Consider the following 15,465-nt stretch of genomic DNA (forward strand, 5'->3'; position numbering starts at 1 on the left):
CCCGGCAAGCACGGCGGACGCCTCTGACAAATTGGCCAGGCTCAGACTTGTCGCCTCCGAAACTTCACCCGATGCCCTATGAATTCGATGCTGTCGAGACCGCCAACGGCAGTCGGTCCCCGACCGATTCCAGCCTGAGCAATTTGCAGAAAATGCAAATTACCCAAACTGACCAGCCATTCTCCCAGCGACTCACGGCCTGGCGCGTGACGAAGAGCCGTCGCGCCATCTCCTCCTGCGTGATACCCGCCTCCTTGCGGATGGCGGCGATGACGTCCTTCATGGGCATGGGGTTCCTCCTTGATCGGACCCGTCTTGCAGGTTCATTGTCATCGAGCCCCTACCGCTGCACAAGAAACAGCCCGTTGCGCGGGCGCCCGCCGGCGGACATCCGCCATACGCGCTCGAAGCTTTGCGAGAATTCCCAAGAGCCCGTGACGCGGAAACCGTACGCGGTCTTTTCGAGATAGCCGGTCTCGAGGTAAATCGAAGTCGACGGACCGGCGTCGCCTTCCATCCAGTATGGGTCGAGATAACGGCTCCGGACAAAACCCTGTTCCGACTCGGCATCTACATATCCCTGCACGCATCCTCGCGGAGAAATCCGTTCCCAGAAAACCCCTTTCTTTCTCAGAAAAGTGAGCTAAAGTAAACTTGAATTTGTTTACATCAGTGTACTTTTGGTACACACGAAGGGAGCCGCAATGAGCGCATTGAAATTGCTCAAGGGGACGCATGGTCTGTTGCTGGGGGCAGGCGTGGTTATCGGATCGGTCGGCATCAAGATGCTGACGAGCGACTCCGCCAAACGCGTCTACGTCAAAGCCGTCGCCGCAGGCATGCGCGCCAAGCACGCATGCGAGGACACATTCGAGAGTGCACGCGCCGAGGTGGACGACATCGTCGCCGAAGCGGCCTACCTCAACGAGACCGCCTACGGCTCCGAAGCGGAGCCGGACGTCGAATCCGGCGAGCCTGCCTCTACGGAAGCGTAGAGCAGACCGTGAAGTACACCATAGACCACGAGCTGCCGCGACGAGTACGGCTGACCCTTGTCGGCCGCATCTCCGTATCCGACGCTGCCGTCCTGGAGCCAATGCTCGCGTCTTGGGCCGGCGTTGAGCGCGTTCGCGTCTATCCGCGCATACGCTCCGTTGCCATCTGGTGCCGCAGCGAACTAGCAAAAGCCGCCCTGCTCGGAAGGCTTGATGCGCTCACGCCCGCGCAGCTTGACGCCGTACGTGCCCAGACGACGGGCACCTTGGCACCCGTCGATACGCCCGTCGTCCGCAACATCGCCCGCCTTGCCGGTGCCCACCTCTTGCGACGCTGGTTCATGCCTCCCGCGCTCCGGACAATCTGGGCAGCCATGCACTACCTTGGGTTTTTGCGCGCGGGACTGGCGTCACTCGCTCGCGGCAAGCTCGACGTACCGGTGCTCGACGCCTCGGCGATAGGCCTCTCGTTCGTCAAGCGAGACCCCAAGACCGCCGCGAGCACCATGTTCCTGCTTGATCTGGGCGATGCGCTCGAGGAGGCAACCCGCACGAAGTCCGAGCACGAGCTCATCCGCTCGCTTATGGCGATTCCCCAGAGCGCACGGCGTCTGGAGGACGGTGATGAGGTCATCGTACCCGCGCAGAACCTTCGCGCGGGAGACCTCGTCGTAGCCCGCACCGGCATGCCCGTATGCGTAGACGGCGTGGTGGAGCGCGGTGTCGCTCTCGTCAACCAAGCAGCGCTCACCGGAGAACCGCTCGCTGTGGAGCGCACCATCGGTGATGACGTCTTCGCCGGCACCGCGGTGGAAGAGGGCGAGATCGTCATCCGTGTGGGCGCCGAGCCCGCCTCGACCAAGCTCCGCTCCATCGTGAACCTCGTCGAGGCGTCCGAAGCACTCAAAAGCGAGGTGCAGGCGCGCCGCGAAAGCCTCGCCGACCGCTTCGTGCCCTGGAACTTCCTGCTCGCAGGCATCGTCGCGGCAACGACCCGCAGCCTCACCAAGTCTTCCGCCGCCCTCATGGTCGACTACTCCTGCGCGCTCAAGCTGACCTCATCCATCAGCGTGCTCGCCGCTATGCGGCAGAGCGCTCATGAGGGCATGACCGTGAAGGGAGCCAAGCATTTCGAGGCGATTGCCGCCGCCGACACCATCGTGTTCGATAAGACGGGCACGCTCACCGAAGCGACGCCGCGCGTGGCACGGGTGCTTGCCGTGGCGCCCGATTGGACGGAAGACGAGGTCTTGCGCACCTCCGCTTGCCTGGAAGAGCATTTCCCCCACCCCGTGGCGCGTGCCGTTGTGGCAGCTGCGGCGGCACGCGGCCTCGAACATCGCGAGCGCCATGCCGAAGTGGCCTACATCGTGGCACACGGCATTGCCTCCGAGCTCGACGGCAAACGCATCGTCATCGGAAGCCGTCACTTCGTGATGGAAGACGAGCGCATCGACGTTACCCCCGGGACACAGGAGTTCATCGAGCGCGAGCTCGAGGGCCTCTCCCCGCTCTACCTTGCTCAAGACGGAAAGCTCGTGGGAGCCATCGGCATCGAGGACCCCCTGAAGCCCGGCGCATCCGAGGCGGTTGCCTCACTGCGCGCGCAGGGAATACGAAATATCGTCATGCTCACCGGCGACAACGGGCGCACCGCCGCCCGCATCTCCGCCGAAGCGGGCATCACGGAATTCCGTGCGGACCTCCTCCCCGAGGACAAGCACGCCTATGTGGAGGAGCTCGTGCGAACGGGACGGCGCGTGATCATGGTGGGCGACGGCGTCAACGACGCCCCGGCGCTTTCCGCCGCCGACGTCGGCATCGCCATGGGTACGGGCACCGCCATCGCCCAGGAGGTGGCCGACATCACGCTCGCGACGGGCGACCTTGGCGCGGTCGTGCGACTACGTGAGTTGAGCTGTGCCCTCATGGGCCGCCTCGACCGCTCGTTCGCCGCCATCATGGGGATCAACTCCGCCCTGCTTGCAGCGGGCATCGCCGGCATCATCCAGCCCCAGACCTCGGCGTTGCTGCATAACGGGAGCACCATCGCGCTCGCTGCGGAAAGCGCCCGCCGGCTTTAACGCACCCGATACCCCGCCCCAATAACCGGCCGCCACGCACATGCCGCAACATGTGCGTGGCGAACTTTTCCGAGATCTCTCGGAAAGCAACCCGATGAGGAATCTGGCTTCTGGCAAAGGGCGGGCATGGCGCAAACGCCTGAGACCGCCTGCTCCTGTTATCGGAGCACCCTTCTACAGCGCCCAGCTCGCGCTCTCGGTCTGCAGGCGCACCATGCGGGCGAAAAGACCGTCGCGTGCCATGAGCTCTGCGGGACTCCCCTGCTCGGCCACGCGGCCGCCGTCGAGCACCACGATCTTGTCCGCCGCCTGCACCGTGCGCATGCGGTGGGCAATCACGATGACGGTCTTGCCGACGAGCAATCGGGAAAGCGCCTCCTGGACCTTCGTCTCGTTCTCCACATCCAGGCTCGCTGTCGCCTCGTCGAGCAGCACGACGGGCGCATCCTTGAGGAGCGCGCGGGCGATGGAGATGCGCTGCCGCTCGCCGCCGGACAGCTTGGAGCCGTTCTCACCGATCATCGTGTCGTAACCCTGCGGCAGCCTGCTCACGAACTCATCGCAGTTGGCAGCGCGCGCGGCGGCCAGCACCTCCTCGTCGGTGGCGCCGCGCCTGCCCAAGCGGATGTTCCCCATCACCGTATCGTCAAAGAGCAGCACATCCTGGAAGACTACGGCGAAATCACGCAGCAGGACCTCCGGATCCACGGTCGCCACGTCCACGCCGCCCACGGTGACACGGCCCGTATCCGCATCCCACAGGCGCGCCGCCAGGCGCGCGCAGGTGGACTTGCCAGAGCCGGAGGGCCCCACGAGCGCCGTGACCTCGTCCTCGCGGGCCGTAAACGTCACGCCGTCGAGCACCCTCTCGCCGCCGCCGTAGGAGAACGACACGCCCTCGAAGCGGATATCATGGCCTGCCGGAGCATAGGCCCCTGAACCCTGCGCGAGCGGCTCCTCGAAAAAGCCCTTCATGCGCGCTGCGGCCGTTTTCGCCGAGAAGAGCTCCGCGATGAGCATGAGGCACTGGTCGAAGGGCGCGTAGATGCGGCTCACCACGATAAGGAAGGCGAACAGCGTCATAAAGGTGCAGGAGCCCTCCAAGATGAAGGCGGCGCCGGCGAGGACCGTCGTCGCGAGGCCCAAGCGCAACACGATCTGCGCGCCGTTCACGCAGACGCCGCAGGCGATCTCGGAACGAGCCGCCTGGCGCTCTGCGGCGTCCACGTCGGCGTGGATATGCTCGAGGTAGCGGTCCTCCTGGTTGGTGGCGCGCACCTCGCGCACGCACTCGAGTGCCTCCTGGATGTCCTCCGAGGTGGCAAGGCCGCGCATGCGCGTCTTCTCCATCATGGGCTGAAGCGTGCGGCGCGCGCCGAACAGGATTGCCAGACCCACCGGACAGCTCCACAGCGACGCCGCCGCGAGCCGCCAATCGAATGCGAAGAGCCCCACCGCGGCCACAGCGAGCGTAACGTAGGCTCCGTAGAGCTCGGGCAGCACGTGGCTGTAGGCGTGCTCGGTGGTCTTGACGTCGGTCATGAGGGTCTCGGTGAGATCGGCAAGATCGCGCCTGCCGAAAAACGACAGGGGCAACTTGCGCAGACGCTCGGCAAGGCCGATACGCTGCCGGCCGCTCTCCTTGTAGATGACACCGTACTGGTAGTAATAGGCCCAGTACTCGGTCACGAAGAGCACGACGGCGAAAACCGCGATGGCAAGCGCGTACGGAGCCGGCGCGGGCAACGGCGCGGCATGCGTGAGGTGTGCTATGAACGCCTCCATGAGCTTGTAGATGATGCCCACCCCGCCGAAGATGACGAGGTTCGAGGCAGCCGTCCACACAGTGCCGAGCTTGACGTTGCGCATGCCCTCATCAGTGAGGGCGTACTTCTCCTGGATACCCATCTACTCCACCTCCTGGGAATGGGTTGGTTGGGGACGTGTTCCGTCCAACCCATTGGGACATGATTCATCCGAATCAAAATGGGTTGGACGGAACACGTCCCCAACCAACCCATTCCCGCTCGTGATGCGCCAGCTCACGGACTTCTCGTAGTCGGCCCACATGCGGGCGTACAGACCACCTGCAGCAAGCAGCTCGTCGTGCGCACCCTGCTCGACCACGCGACCGGCATCCAGCACCACGATCTTGTCGGCGTTCCGCACCGTGGAGAGACGGTGCGCGATCATGAGGACCGTACGGGGCTCGCCATCGCGCCCACGGGCAAGCCGCCTGAAAGCCGCCTGGATCTTGACCTCGTTTTCCGGATCGGCGAAGGCCGTGGCCTCGTCGAGCACCACCACCGGCGCATCCTTCAGGATGGCGCGGGCGATCATCAGGCGCTGGACCTCGCCGCCGGAAAGGTGCGCCCCGCCGGTGCCCACAAGCGTGTCGACACCCTGCGGCAGCTTGTCCAAAATGTCGGAGCACTGGGCGGCCTCGAGGGCGGCAAGCACCTCATCGTACGTCGCATCGGGACGCGCGGCGCGAACGTTCTCCAGCACCGTCTGCTTGAACGGCCTGTTCGCCTGAAATACGAACGCCACGCGGTCCATGAGGTCGTGCGGGTCCATATCGCGCACATCCACGCCTCCGAGCTCCACGCGCCCCGAGCCGACATCCCAGAAGCGCGGCACGAGACTCGCCGCCGTGGTCTTGCCGCCACCGGAGGGCCCCACGAGCGCCACGGTGGCGCCCGCCGGAACATCGAAGCTCACACGGTCGAGCGCAGGCGCCTCCGCGCCCTCGTAGGTGAAGGAAACGTCCGCGAAACGGATGGCGTTGCCCTGGGGCGTGCGGGGGCGCGCAGGCGCCGAGATGACGGGAGCGGCGAGCACATCCTCAACGCGTGAGACCGCGTCCGCCGCGGACTGGAAGGCCTCGGACATGAACATCACACGCGTGACCGCAGTGGGAATCACGGCCGCGAAGATCGCGTAGAACGCGAAGTTGGCGACGAAGCGCGCGAAGTCCCCCTCACCCGGCGCCAGCAGAATCGCTGCGGGCACAAGAAAGATCGCGACGCCGTTGATGACCGTGAGCGAAAGCGACTGCGGCGTCTGGCACCATTTGACCGCGTAGTCCTGCGCAAGGCGCGTGAACTCGTCAATGGCGTCGTGGAACGCCTTGAACGAATAGACCGTCTGCTGGAAGACCTTGACCACGGGGATGCCGCGCACGTACTCGGTGCCGGTCTTGTTCATCTTGACGAGCGATTCCATGTAGCGCGTCATGAAGTCCATGCCGCGACCGCCCATCATGTAGAAGATGCAGCCGAGCGAGACGACCACCGACACCAGGCACGCGAGACCAAGCCGCCAATCGAACACGAAGAACAGCGTGAGCATACCGAGGATCATGGCCACGGACCCCGCCGTATCCGGCAGCTTATGAGCGAGCAGCCCCTCGGTCTCCGCGGCGCAACCGTCCACGACGCGGCGCAGCGCGCCGCTCGCATGCGTGTCGAAGTATCCCAGACTCGCGTGCATAAGGTGATCCGTAGTGCTCTTGCGCATGTTGGACGCGCAGCGAAACGCCGCGAGGTGCGTGCACATGAGGCCCGCGAAGTACAGCAGAATGCTCGCAACCGAAAGCCCAAATGCCCACCAGCCGTAGACGGCGACTCCCGTGGCGGCACTCCAGTCGGGCGCGACGGCGATCAGGTCGCGCGCTACGAGCCAGATGCAGATATACGGGCCGAAACTTATGAGCATCGACACCGCCGAGAGCGCGCACCCGATGTAGGTGAGCACCCGTCGCGGGCCTGCGAATGAAAGCAGCCGTCCTATGGCGCCTTTGCTGCGCGCGTTGCCTGCGGCGGACGTTTGCGAATCAGACATATCGTCCTCCTAACCTATCGAACTCTTGATTGGCTATCCCGCGCACCGTATCATGTTGTGCATAATGTGTTAGTCTTGGTTAACTGTAATGAGACGAACTCGCAAAAGGGGTGGACGTTTCCTCAAGATGATCGGTGTGAAGGACATGCCCCGCGAGCTCGTGGCACTCTTCGAGCCGCAGGCGGAACAACTCGGCATACGGCTCGAACAGCATGGCGGCATCTGGACGGGAACCGCCATGGGCAGTGCCGCACGCGGGACGATGTGGCTCCACGCACCGTCACCGTACTGCCTTGTACTCACCCACGACGTCACGCCATGCAACGACATGCCCTTGTTCGAGGGGTCGTTAGGGCCCTACGCCTGCGTCTGCACGCTCGGTGAGGACGCGCTCGCCTGCTCGAAGGACTGCGGTCTTGCCATCAGGCCTATCGGGCATGGGCGCCGCGATCGCCGGGCGCAGACCGAGCTCGCCACGTTCGTCGAGCGCAAGCCCCGCTCGCTATCCAGCAGCCTTGTCGCGGGGCATACGTATCGCTCGCAATCCATCATCATGCTGCCCGAGTTCTTCGACGAGCTGGACCGGCGCTACCCCGGAGAGTACCGGGGCCTCTTCCCTTTGTTCGACGGGGCATGGGGCGCGGCCGCCGAGCGCGCCATCAGGCGCGCCCTCGCCGGCATACCCGCACGACCTCCCCTTCATCCCGGTGGCGAGCTGGGAATTCTTTCGACCGTCATCGCCCTGATGGCCTCGCTTTCAGCGGACCGCTCCCCTGCTGCCGCCGAACCAGAAGCAGAAGCGCTCGCGTCTCGCGCACGGGAGCTCGTATCCGAGGCTATCGAAGCGGGAGCCGCTCCCCCGTCCATCGACGACGTTGCCAGAAAGCTCTATATCAGCCGCTCGCGGCTGTGCGCGACGTTCAAGCATGCGACCGGGCAGAGTGTGGGCGCATACGGACGGCAGCTGAGGCTGGAGCGCGCTTGCCGCCTCCTCGAGGACGAAAGCCTCACCATCGGTGAGGTCGCAGGGCTTCTCGGTTACCCGACTCCGTCTGCGTTCTGTCACGCATTCTCGAGTGCCATGGGAACATCTCCGCAAAAGTGGAGGGATTCCTGAACCCCGTCCAGACAGGGACGGGTCGGTGGGGACGTGTTTTCATCTCCGATACGCCGATTCTACCGTGCCTCAGACCCCCTTGCGCGCGACGGCGACGCAGGCGGTCTGCCCCACGCGGCGCCACGAGACCTCGCTGAACCAGGTGCCGAGTATGCAGCGCAACTCTGCCTCGGAGTAAATGCGGACATCACCCTCGCGCGAATACGGCATCCACGCGTTCATGATCGCGCGGGCGGGTGCCGGCTGCCACGCGTCACCGATGATAAGGGTGCTGCCGGGCGCGAGCACGCGCCACACCTGGAAGGCCGCACGCTCCGGATCCGGGTAGTGGTGGAAGGAGTCGTTGCACCAGGCGGCGTCGAACGAACCGTCGCGAAAGGGAAGGCGCTCGGCGTCGCAGAGGAGGACATCGGCACGGTCGCCCAGGCGTTCCCGTGCGACCTCGGTCATCTTCGGCGACAAGTCCACGCAGCTGAGGCGCGCGCCCGGAATCCCCTCGAGCACCAGCTCGGCAAGGGCGCCCGTGCCGCAGCCCAGGTCGAGCAGGCGCGGGGCGGGCCTCCCGGCCACGGCGCGCCTCACCTCCGCGAGCACATCTGGGTAGAGCCGGCGCGCGTGCTCGCCCTCCATCCCGGTGTCATAGGTCGGCGCTTGCGCATCGAAGGCGGCGCGGGAGCGGGAGCGCAGCAGCTCGGCGCTCTTCTCGTCCATCCTGGTGTCCATCTTGCGTCCTTTCTGTTAAACAATGTTCAATACAATCGGCCGAAAAGAGCCCCGGCAGCCGCCGGGGCAGGATCCCTAATCCGCGGTGCCCGCCGAGCGGAACTCGGCAAGAAGCGCGCAAAGGTAGCGGCGGGCAGCTTTGATGGCCGCCTCGTCCGGCATGCCCGGACCCGAGGCGAGGCCCACCGCGCCGTAAGTCATGATCGCGGCGAGTTCATCGGCGTCGGGCACCGTCGCGCCGCGCGAGGCGGCGTCGTCCTCAAGCGCGGCGCGCAGGTGCGGCCGCACCGCCTCGCACATGGCAAGCGAAAGCCGGTCGTGTAGGGCACCGTGGCCCTCTGCATGAAAGTACGCCGCATGCGGATAATCATCGCTCGCGCCGAGCTCAAGAGCTTGCTCGAGCTTCTCGTCCAACGAGAGATTATTGTCGTCCAGCAACTCGCAGATGCTTTCGGCGCAGCGGCGTGCGTAATCCTCGATGGCCTCGGCGAACATCTTCTCCTTGGAGTCGAAGTAGTGGTAGGCGAGCCCCGGAGCCACACCAGCTGCACGCGCTACAGCGCGCACGGACACGTTGTCGTAACCCTCTTCTGCGAAAAGCTTCATGGCGCACACGAGAAGCTCGCGCCTGCGCTCCTCGGGATTCATCACGGTTCTGGTCACGGCTGCCACCTCCTCGTGACGGATGGTACACCCTGATTGAACATTGGTCAATATCAGTCACCACCAACACTAACAATGGCTTACCGTCGCATGCGCGCGAAGAGTCAATGGGATCGGGGCTATTGACCTCTCGGCATCTTTGTTATACAAAAGAGTTAGACAAGGTTATCTTTTGAGAATCACGCGGCAATCGTTCGCCAACTCGGAATCTTCCCCGCCAAAATCGATGACATCGTGAACCGAAGCAAGGTAAAGCAACATGAACATGAAGAGACATATGAGAATGTCCGGCACCATGGCAGGCGTTGTCGGCATCGGGGCAATCGCCTGCGGTGCTTTTGCTCATGCATGCCTCACAGTGGGCGCTGAAGCCATTCTCATCTTCGGCGGATTCGCCTTCATTGCGCTCGGTTTCAAATTGATTCGTCTTGGATCAAATTGGCGCGGCGACACGTGCTGCCCCACCAACATACGACCTCGATAGGAGAATCATGCCGTTCACCCTTGCGCTCGCCACCCTCGGCCTCGTCGGCTCAATCCTCATGTTCGCCGGGGACATGCTGCTCTACTTCACGCCCGGCGCCTATGACATGGACGGTACGCTCAAGCCGTACCTGCACATCATGCGCGACCTTCCCGCTGCGCGCGTGCGCCTGGGTGGGGTGCTGGGACCCGTCGCCGCCTTCCTCTACGTGCTCGGTTTTCTGGCACTTCTCCTTATGGCGCGCGGCGACTTCGCCTGGCTTGTCTGGCTTGCAGCGGCACTCCTTGCCTTCGCGCTCATCTGCGGCGGCGCCTACCACGCGCAGTACGCCTACCTCTCCATCATCGCCAAGGCGGGGCACGAGGATCTCTACGAGGAGGTCTCCGCCAACATCATGCTTCTCATGCGCCTGGCAACGACCCCCATGTACGCCGGGTTCATCCTGTTCACCATCGCCATCGTGCTCGGGCAGACCGTCTTCCCCGTCTGGTTTGTCGTCTTCACGCCCATCGTGACGAGCTTTTTAGGTCTCGTGTGGATGCGCGTGCCGCAGCCAGCGCGGTGCATTCTCTTCGGCGGGTGGAGCAACCTCGTGTTCACGATCATGTTCACTGCGATGCTTGTCTGCCTGCTTATGGGAATCGCTTAAGCAGCGCGTCAATAACCCCACGCTCGAGCTCGCGATGAAGATCGCAAGGCTGCTGGGGCTTCACGTGGACGAGATTTTCTTTCTGGACGACTGATAGATGGCAAAGCCGGCCGGCGGTCAAAAGACACTGGCTCATCCCGCCTCTTTATGATGCAGATGTATCCGTTACGCATCTTGCAAACGGATAAATCTGCATCGTGAATGGCACCCGACGCCACAAAACTTAAAATCTAGCAGCGGTTACCTTCTTACACGCACGCATGGATCGCATCGCGCAGGAACTGCGCCGCCCCCGGCGCAACCTTTTCGTAATAGGCTTGGAACCGCTCGTCGGCAACATAGCTGTCCGCCAGACCCTTGTGCGCCTCAGGCGTGTAAGTACCATCTGGCCAGTACATGCGCAGCCAGCGGGCGTGCATCACCACGAGCTTGCGCGCCTCGGGGCCGGTCGGATCGCCCGCCTCCATCGCACGGCGCAGCTGCTCGTTGATGGCGACCGCCAGTTCTTCCGCCTGCAGGTGCGCCGCCTCGCCCATCGCCAGATATTTCTTGTTGGCGGCATCCACCACCTCGTCGCCGTATGCCGCGCGGGTCTCCTCGCCGTAGGCCTTCTCGTTCTCGGCCACCTCACGCCAGCGGCGAAGCGTCGGCAGCACCGCGCCCAGAAGCGACGCCGCCTCGTCCACAGTCCAACCCATCGCCTCGGCCATGCGCGGGGCGCAGTCCTCGATCATCTCGTCCATCGAAGTCTCGTACGTGTAGACGCCGTTCTCGTAGCACCAGCGACAGAAATCCTCGGCCTCGGAACCGTCCGCCTCATGACCGTGCTGACCGGGAGCGGTGAACATCATGCCGCAGCTCTGGCAGTAGCGTTCGGGCATGTCGAGGAGCTCCGTCACGGGGACGTCCAGCTCGCGAGCGATGAGCTTGAGCATGTCGATGCTGGGCTCGGTGGCTCCGGTCTCCCAACGACTCACGGCCTGCCTCGTGATGTAGAGCCGGCGCGCCAGCTCCTCCTGGGTGAGCCCGCGCTCGCGGCGCAGGCGGGACAGGGCATCTTTCAGCATGATCATCGGGGCTCCTCTCGTACGGGTCCTTCTCGCCCATTGTCCCTGAGGCCGGGCCGCCCGTCGAGAAACAGATCGTTTCGCGGCTACCCACCGGAGACCTCCCGCTGAACGCGCTTCGGCAGCTTGGAGAAGACGAGGTCGTAGCTCATGTCGCAGAGGTCGAGCACGAGCCCCTCGGAAAGGTCGGCGTCCAGGTCGACGGAGACCCATGTGCGACCGTCGGAATAGTAGCCGGGCAGCACCGCGCCCGGGTGCTCGGCGCGCAGCTCCAGGATGCGGTCGGGGTCGCACTTGAGCGACAGCAGGTGGCGCCCCGCGTAGGGCGCCTTGGCGTCGGGCGATGCCACGAACTCGCAGGCGAACTGCCTGCCGCCCACCCAGTAGACCATCCAGCCCCACTTCTCATGGAGAGCTTTCGTGGCACCGGGATGCGCAAGCAGTTGCTTATCGATAACGGAAACGTCCATATGCCCCGCCCCCTACGACACGCCGTCCCGCCGGCACGCACGCCCGATCAGGTCGCTCGCGATCGTAAAGGCCGCTACACGGTGCGTCGCCAGCGTGATCTGCGATTTGTACCGTCGCGGCTCCTCTTTGGCCTCGAGCGTCCTCAGCGTTTCGCGAATCTTATGCACTGTCGAGTCAATTTGGCGTTTGGCTTCCTTCAGCTCGGTGTCGGAGTATGAGGGGCTCGAAGCGGCGCCCTCAACAGGCCCGCACAGCAGCGTGGCGTCATCCTCAAGCGCTTGTTGCACCTGCCGCACGGTCGTATCGACGGAAAGCCCCGTCGTGTCCACCGCGCAGCGCTCGTACTCCCCCAGGTCGCAGAACTGACCCCACATGGCTTCGACAAGCTCCGCATTCGTCTTCTCGTCGAGCTTCGCGCGAGCGATGGCGCGCCGCAGCGTTTCGTCGCGGTCGGCGCGAAGCACGACGTAGCGGACCTCAAGTCCCATGCTGGCAAGATCAAGCCACGGCCCCAAGAACCAGGGCCCGACAATGCCGTCCACGATGACGTCATAACCCTCACGGGCGAATCGGCATGCGGCATCCCGGATCGCCTCGATCACCACGCGGTTCTGGTCGTCCGACGCCGGAAGATGCGGCGCGATTGCACCTTTGCTCAGATAATGGTAGAAGTCATCGGTATGGAGATGCACCGACCTGTCCCAGGCCGACTCGCGCGCCAGCTGCTCCGCCACCGTGGTCTTCCCCGTCCCCGGCGCGCCGGTGACGATAACGATTCTTCCCCGCTTCATGTGCGTACCCTCCCGAGTCTGGCGTCAACCCTAAATGTCCTCGATCAAGCAGCATCGACGTCATACACCGCTTGCGCACGCAGCCAGTATCCGTCGGAAAGGCCGAAAAATCGACACAGGCGAAAATCGATATCCGCCGTGACGGGGCACTGGCTAAGCACCATCCGATTGATGCGCCGCTCAGGTATGCCAGCTTCTTGTGCCAAGCGGTGCTGGGAGACTCCCATAGGAACAAGAAGCTCCTCCACAAGAGGCTCTCCTGGGGTTACGGGAGCAAGCTGACTATCGCCTCTTTGCAACTGAGCGGAAATCGACAAGCCAGACATCTTCGCCACCTCCACGAAACGGCACCTACGCGTAATGATCCTTAACGGAATAGATGATGAGCTGGCCGTCCGCAACCTCGTATACCAAGCGGTCGTCCTGATTGATGCGGCACGACCGCATGTCGGACAACTCGCCACGAAAGGGTCCGGGCTTCCCGATGCCGTCGAACGAATCACGCTCGACGTCTCGAATGAGTTGGTTGAGCATTTTAACGTCTTCTTATCATGCCGCTGCCACTAAATATAAGCGTCCTGCGCATCGTCCGTCCAGACCTTACGCGTCATCAGTCTCCACCAGCTCATACTCGGAAACCGCGCCTTCTTCTTTGCGGACGTGGTCGCACGCCCACAAAAGTGGAGCTGCCGCGAGCTTGCACGCCGACTTCATTTCATACCGATCTGATGGCCGCGACAGCGACACGAGGATATGCGTACGAATAAAACCGTCCCGATATCCGATTGTCTTATGCGTACGCATAACCGTCGAAGGAGAGTCTATGCGCGTCACCACTATGGCAGAACTCGGCTTCCTCATCCGGGAGGAACGCCTGGGCAAGAAGCTCACGCAAACCGATCTCGCGGAGATCTCGGGCGTTGGCATCACTTTCATATCGCAGCTCGAGCACGGCAAGGAAACCGTCGAGATGGGACGCGTGGTCAGGGTCCTCACCATGCGCGGCATCGACCTCTATGCAGAACGGAGGGGCTGATGGCCGATATCGTTGTCGCGCGGCCCTTGCGCCATGCGACGCACGTGTTTGCCCCTATGCCTCGGTCTGGCAGACCCGCACGCACAGCAGGCAGTAGGCAGCCAAGATGCACAGAGTGAAGGCCAGGGTGCCCCCAGCAAGAGGCAGGAAACCCTCCGCCCCGAACATGGCCGAGAGCACGGCGATGAGGACGAAACCGAAGATGCAGTGCGTGCATGCGATCGCCGTCGGCAGCGCGAAGCTTGCTCCCACCTGGACGCGCACCGAGGCGCGGCGCATGCCCTCCGGCGCCCCGAGCACCGCAAGCGTCCGGTATGAGCGCCCGGCTTCGGATGCCTGGGCAAGCTGCTGCAGGGCAAGCACCGCAGCCGCGGCGACGAGAAACGCCGCGCCGTAGAACACGCAGGAGTAGGCGACGGGCAGCAGCGCCTGGGCGCTCTGCTCGAGAGAGCCGGCGCGCATGCCGACGCTGAACGCGAGCCCCGCGAGCGTCATGCACATCGATGCCGCCAGAAGCACGCACTCGGCCGCCATGGCCATGGCGCCGCTTTCGGCACGGGCCTCGAGCTGGCGCACCGTGAACGGCGTGACGCCTGCCCAGTAGCGCTCGGGACGCCGCCGCAGCCGTTCGGGCACAGTCGCATACAGGACGCGGATGAGGAAGTAGGACCCGAACAGCGCGATGAAGCCCATAGGGATGATGAAGACGATGAAGTAACCGGGCTGGAGCAGACACACGCCCCATACGAGCGCGAGAAGGATCGCGGCGGCGATCTTCTGAACGCGAAGCGACCGGACGCCGGCAAGGCGCCGCTTTTCGGGAACCCTGTCGGCGTGAATCAACTCGACGATCGGACGCTTACACACGCCGCGCACCGATGCCAGCGCAGCGATGACGCTGATGACGAGAAACGAGCAGGCGCACTGAATCGCCGAAGCGGCAGAGAACACGAGGGCGGGGCGCCAGGGCACCCCGAACACGAACGCTGCCACAAGCGAGAACACCGGCGAGAGCGCCCAGCCCAGAAGAAGCCCGCATGCGAGCGCGACCGTCCCGACGAGCGCGCACTCGATAGCGAGCACGGCGGCCATGCCGCGGGATTCGAGGCCCACGATCAGGTAGAGCCCGAACTCCCGCTTGCGCCTGCGCAGCAAAAACATGTTGGCGTAGCCCAGAAGGAAGCAGAAGATGACGTCGATGAACACGGCGAACGCCTGGAGCACCTCCCCTGCCTTTGCAAACGAGGCACGCTGGTCGGGCGTGAGGTCGAGGGCAAGCAGGTAGTCGGTCGACGCCAGAAACGAATACAGCAAACAGGCGGCGAACGCAAGCGTGACGAAGTAGATCGAGAAATCGCGAACACTGCGCCGAACATTGCCGCAGGCGAGCTTGATGGTGAGCATGGAACCCTTCCGTCGTACGGAACATTGCCACCATTTTCCGCAGCGGCCAAAGGGCGTGCCATCGATTCGGCTTACATGTGGCTTACGCCTGTGTAAGGTTGGTCTCCGTTGGAATGGGTTGAACGGAACACGTCCCCA

At 63.8% G+C, this 15,465-nt stretch carries 17 protein-coding genes; 6 read left to right on the plus strand and 11 right to left on the minus strand.

All coding sequences use genetic code 11. The features are described from left to right. Nucleotides 1-76: 76 nt before the first annotated feature. Entirely contained in the window at nucleotides 77-289 is a 213-nt protein-coding gene (locus QUW00_RS03460; RefSeq protein WP_289613006.1) for a helix-turn-helix transcriptional regulator, read from the minus strand. A 415-nt stretch (nucleotides 290-704) separates the two neighbouring features. Between QUW00_RS03460 and QUW00_RS03465 the strand changes: the two genes are divergently transcribed. Together QUW00_RS03465 and QUW00_RS03470 are read left to right on the plus strand one after the other, a co-directional pair. Further along, nucleotides 705-995 (plus strand): DUF6110 family protein, encoded by a 291-nt coding sequence (locus QUW00_RS03465; RefSeq protein WP_289613007.1) that lies wholly within the window; start codon nucleotides 705-707, stop codon nucleotides 993-995. 8 nt (nucleotides 996-1,003) lie between these two features. Then, complete coding sequence (locus tag QUW00_RS03470) at nucleotides 1,004-3,079, plus strand: heavy metal translocating P-type ATPase (protein ID WP_289613008.1); 2,076 nt, start codon at nucleotides 1,004-1,006, stop codon at nucleotides 3,077-3,079. 174 nt (nucleotides 3,080-3,253) lie between these two features. Here QUW00_RS03470 and QUW00_RS03475 read toward each other — a convergent pair whose 3' ends face one another. Then, complete coding sequence (locus QUW00_RS03475) at nucleotides 3,254-4,987, minus strand: ABC transporter ATP-binding protein (protein ID WP_289613009.1); 1,734 nt, start codon at nucleotides 4,985-4,987, stop codon at nucleotides 3,254-3,256. Next, nucleotides 4,988-6,922 carry an ABC transporter ATP-binding protein gene (locus QUW00_RS03480; RefSeq protein WP_289613010.1) on the minus strand — a complete coding sequence of 645 codons (1,935 nt, stop codon included), beginning with the start codon at nucleotides 6,920-6,922 and terminating at the stop codon, nucleotides 4,988-4,990. Nucleotides 6,923-7,067: 145 nt separating this feature from the next. On the opposite strand from QUW00_RS03480, the gene QUW00_RS03485 reads away from it, so the two are divergent. Further along, nucleotides 7,068-8,039 carry a helix-turn-helix domain-containing protein gene (locus QUW00_RS03485; protein ID WP_289613128.1) on the plus strand — a complete coding sequence of 324 codons (972 nt, stop codon included), beginning with the start codon at nucleotides 7,068-7,070 and terminating at the stop codon, nucleotides 8,037-8,039. Nucleotides 8,040-8,108: 69 nt separating this feature from the next. Here the strand turns inward: QUW00_RS03485 and QUW00_RS03490 are convergent, their stop codons facing one another. Then, on the minus strand, nucleotides 8,109-8,762 hold the full coding sequence (locus tag QUW00_RS03490; RefSeq protein WP_289613011.1) for a class I SAM-dependent methyltransferase: 654 nt from the start codon (nucleotides 8,760-8,762) through the stop codon (nucleotides 8,109-8,111). Between the two features lie 75 nt (nucleotides 8,763-8,837). Continuing rightward, nucleotides 8,838-9,425, minus strand: coding sequence for a TetR/AcrR family transcriptional regulator (locus tag QUW00_RS03495; RefSeq protein WP_289613012.1), 588 nt, complete (start codon nucleotides 9,423-9,425; stop codon nucleotides 8,838-8,840). Between the two features lie 259 nt (nucleotides 9,426-9,684). On the opposite strand from QUW00_RS03495, the gene QUW00_RS03500 reads away from it, so the two are divergent. After that, on the plus strand, nucleotides 9,685-9,909 hold the full coding sequence (locus tag QUW00_RS03500) for a hypothetical protein (protein ID WP_289613013.1): 225 nt from the start codon (nucleotides 9,685-9,687) through the stop codon (nucleotides 9,907-9,909). 7 nt (nucleotides 9,910-9,916) lie between these two features. Next, a complete protein-coding gene (locus QUW00_RS03505; RefSeq protein ID WP_289613014.1) occupies nucleotides 9,917-10,558 on the plus strand; it encodes a DUF6796 family protein in 642 nt (213 codons plus the stop codon). A 248-nt stretch (nucleotides 10,559-10,806) separates the two neighbouring features. Here QUW00_RS03505 and QUW00_RS03510 read toward each other — a convergent pair whose 3' ends face one another. The 5 genes from QUW00_RS03510 to QUW00_RS03530 form a co-directional block, all read right to left on the minus strand. Continuing rightward, nucleotides 10,807-11,631: a TipAS antibiotic-recognition domain-containing protein gene (locus QUW00_RS03510; RefSeq protein WP_289613015.1), complete on the minus strand. Its 825-nt coding sequence runs from the start codon at nucleotides 11,629-11,631 to the stop codon at nucleotides 10,807-10,809. An 80-nt stretch (nucleotides 11,632-11,711) separates the two neighbouring features. After that, nucleotides 11,712-12,095, minus strand: coding sequence for an MmcQ/YjbR family DNA-binding protein (locus tag QUW00_RS03515; protein ID WP_289613016.1), 384 nt, complete (start codon nucleotides 12,093-12,095; stop codon nucleotides 11,712-11,714). 12 nt (nucleotides 12,096-12,107) lie between these two features. Further along, nucleotides 12,108-12,887 carry an AAA family ATPase gene (locus tag QUW00_RS09405; protein ID WP_289613017.1) on the minus strand — a complete coding sequence of 260 codons (780 nt, stop codon included), beginning with the start codon at nucleotides 12,885-12,887 and terminating at the stop codon, nucleotides 12,108-12,110. A 44-nt stretch (nucleotides 12,888-12,931) separates the two neighbouring features. Next, nucleotides 12,932-13,213: a HigA family addiction module antitoxin gene (locus tag QUW00_RS03525; protein ID WP_289613129.1), complete on the minus strand. Its 282-nt coding sequence runs from the start codon at nucleotides 13,211-13,213 to the stop codon at nucleotides 12,932-12,934. A gap of 25 nt (nucleotides 13,214-13,238) precedes the next feature. After that, nucleotides 13,239-13,421 carry a Txe/YoeB family addiction module toxin gene (locus QUW00_RS03530; protein ID WP_289613018.1) on the minus strand — a complete coding sequence of 61 codons (183 nt, stop codon included), beginning with the start codon at nucleotides 13,419-13,421 and terminating at the stop codon, nucleotides 13,239-13,241. A 289-nt stretch (nucleotides 13,422-13,710) separates the two neighbouring features. Here QUW00_RS03530 and QUW00_RS03535 point away from each other — a divergent pair, with 289 nt between their 5' ends. Further along, complete coding sequence (locus QUW00_RS03535) at nucleotides 13,711-13,923, plus strand: helix-turn-helix domain-containing protein (protein ID WP_289613019.1); 213 nt, start codon at nucleotides 13,711-13,713, stop codon at nucleotides 13,921-13,923. Between the two features lie 54 nt (nucleotides 13,924-13,977). On the opposite strand, the gene QUW00_RS03540 is transcribed toward QUW00_RS03535, so the two are convergent. After that, the gene (locus tag QUW00_RS03540) at nucleotides 13,978-15,327 is read right to left on the minus strand and encodes an FtsX-like permease family protein (protein WP_289613020.1); all 1,350 of its coding nucleotides are present in this window, start codon (nucleotides 15,325-15,327) and stop codon (nucleotides 13,978-13,980) included. Nucleotides 15,328-15,465 lie beyond the last annotated feature (138 nt).

The sequence above is a fragment of the Collinsella tanakaei genome (assembly GCF_030373545.1).
Lineage (GTDB): Bacteria > Actinomycetota > Coriobacteriia > Coriobacteriales > Coriobacteriaceae > Collinsella > Collinsella tanakaei_C.